Origin of the sequence: Nocardioides sp. CPCC 206348 (genome assembly GCF_048654705.1) — a bacterium.
Classification (GTDB): Bacteria; Actinomycetota; Actinomycetes; order Propionibacteriales; family Nocardioidaceae; genus Nocardioides.
The window spans coordinates 2,584-2,795 of sequence record NZ_JBMCZA010000079.1; the positions used below are offsets into that span (position 1 = coordinate 2,584).

Consider the following 212-nt stretch of genomic DNA (forward strand, 5'->3'; position numbering starts at 1 on the left):
GGGTCGGTCACCCGCATTGCGGCATTCACGCCGTCGACGTACGACGTCAGGAAGGCCCGGGTCTCGTCGGTGCAGGACGCGAAGGCCCGCTGCGCGGTGTCGACGATCCGCATCCGGCTGGCGTAGTCGTCCCAGGCCTCGGCGAGCTCGCCGCCCACGACCGGCGCTGTCGTCGCGGAGGCACGCAGGCGCAACCACTCGACCTGCCAGGT

The 212-nt window shown here is 71.7% G+C and carries 1 protein-coding gene; it reads right to left on the reverse strand.

What is annotated here, in order from left to right:
- On the reverse strand, positions 1 to 212 hold a 212-nt coding region (locus ACOADB_RS03865; RefSeq protein ID WP_378596614.1), incomplete at both ends, for a penicillin acylase family protein.